The 1,874-nt window shown below is 67.8% G+C and carries 3 protein-coding genes; all 3 read left to right on the top strand.

All coding sequences use genetic code 11. The annotated features are described in order from the left end of the window. Positions 1-391: enolase C-terminal domain-like protein (locus LQV45_RS29135; protein ID WP_290370348.1), on the top strand; the 391-nt coding region annotated here is incomplete at its 5' end. A 79-nt stretch (positions 392-470) separates the two neighbouring features. Then, positions 471-998, top strand: coding sequence for a MarR family winged helix-turn-helix transcriptional regulator (locus LQV45_RS29130; RefSeq protein ID WP_230010526.1), 528 nt, complete (start codon positions 471-473; stop codon positions 996-998). A 144-nt stretch (positions 999-1,142) separates the two neighbouring features. After that, positions 1,143-1,874, top strand: a 732-nt coding sequence (locus LQV45_RS29125) for a PhoX family phosphatase (protein WP_230010523.1), incomplete at its 3' end; no start/stop codon positions are given.

Genomic DNA, 1,874 nt, shown 5'->3' with positions numbered 1-1,874 from the left:
GCTCAAGGTGGCCCGCGCCGGCGCAGCAGACCTGATCGTCGTGAAGGTGGCGCCGCTCGGGGGAGTGCGCCGGGCCCTGGACATCGTGGCGCAGGCCGGGCTCCCCGCCGTCGTCAGCTCGGCGCTGGACACCTCCGTGGGAATCCGCGCCGGATTGGCGCTCGCCGCGGCGCTGCCGGAACTGCCGTATGCCTGCGGGCTGGGTACCGTGTCCCTGCTCGCCGCCGATGTCACCCGGGACCCGCTGGTTCCCGACGACGGCGCCATCCGGGTCCGCGAGGTTGCCGCCGATCCGGAACTGCTGGCGGAATATGCGGCCGCGCCCGGGCGCCGCGACTGGTGGCTCGACCGCCTGCGCCGGGTCCACGCGGTGCTGGCTGCCAGCCAGTGACGCAAGTGGTTTGAGAGTAAAGTGGATGCGGACGCGGCGAACTAGCCGCCGATCATAGCTTTGGAGCGGAAGATTCGTGATGACCACCTCGGTACCCCGGCAAGATGACGCGCTGGCTACGGCAAAGCGCGCGGAGGGCCAGATGGTGGCCCAGAAGGACGGGCTGCTCCGGATCGTGCAAGGCCTGCGGCGGGTCGACACGGGGACCTATGCCCTCCGCATCCGGCTGGCCGAGAATCTGGGGATCGGGACGATCGACATCAACGCGATGGCCTTTGTGGGCGAGGTGGACGGCCTCACTCCCAAGGATCTCGGCAAGGCCCTGAACATCACCACCGGCTCGGTAACGGCCATGGTGGACCGCCTGGAATCCAAGGGCTTTATGGTGCGGAAGCCCAACCCCACGGACCGGCGCAGTGTGCTGTTGCACCTGAGCCCGGAAGGAACCGACGCGATGCAGTGGGCCAACGACCACTTCGCCGCAGCGGCCGAGGCCCTTCTCCAGGAATCCTCCGAGGGCAGCATTGTGAACATCGCCGAATTTCTCGAGGGCATTGGCCAGCGGCTGATGGCTGCCGCCAGCGCCCCGGAAGAGACGGACAGCTAACCTCTGTCCCCAAGAGTTCGCCGGTGACGCTTCCTCAGGTTTATAGCGCGAGTTCACCGGGACTTCATGTGAGGGTCGGTCCCGCGTAGTCGGCGGCTGGAAGGGTGGGCGCGACCGCAACTCACCCCCATGGAAGGTCTCTCCATGTCTGTCACCTCCGGACGCAAATTTTCCCTGCTCCCCATGCTCGGCCACACCAAAGGCAAGCGAAGCCCCGTCACCTGCGCGCTGAAGTGCGACAACGCCTGCTCGGGCGAGGTCTGCAACACCAGCACCAACAGCTACTTCCGGGACATCGCCTCCGCCACGATGTCCCGCCGCGCCGCCCTGGGCTTCGGCGCCGCCGGCGCGCTCGCCGTCGTCCTCGGCAACGCCGTGACGTCCGCTGATAAGGCAGTGGCCGACGGCGGTCCGGGCCTCGCCGCTGCCGCCAAGGACGGGTTTGGAAAATCCAAGCTGCAGTTCACCGCCATCGCTCCGGTGGACGCCGCCGTGGATCAGTTCACCGTCCCGGCCGGGTTCACCTGGCAACCGGTCATCCGCTGGGGCGACCCGCTCTTCAACGACTCGCCGGCCTTCGACCTGGACCACCAGAGCGCGGCGGCGCAGGCCCGCCAGTTCGGCTACAACAACGACTACACCGACATCCTGCCGATCGATGGCTCCAAGGACCGCCGGGCCGTGCTCTTCACCAACCATGAATACACCAACGAGTCCATCATGCTGCCGGCCGGATTCGACGCCGCCGAGGCCCGCGCGATCGGCCGTGCGGCCCACGGCCTCACGGTGGTCGAGTTGGAGCGTGCGAATAAGAACAAGCCCTGGAGCTACGTCCGTGGCGCCGGGCTGAACCGCCGTTTCCTGACCGACACCACC

It is taken from the genome of Microbacterium sp. Bi128, from assembly GCF_918698205.1.
The sequence above is the reverse complement of the archived record's forward strand: the minus strand, read 5'-3'. Positions and strand labels throughout refer to the sequence as shown.

Bases quoted from the DNA above. Each gene is read 5' to 3' on its own strand.
- LQV45_RS29130 (WP_230010526.1), top strand. From the start codon at position 471: ATGACCACCTCGGTACCCCGGCAAGATGACGCGCTGGCTACGGCAAAG.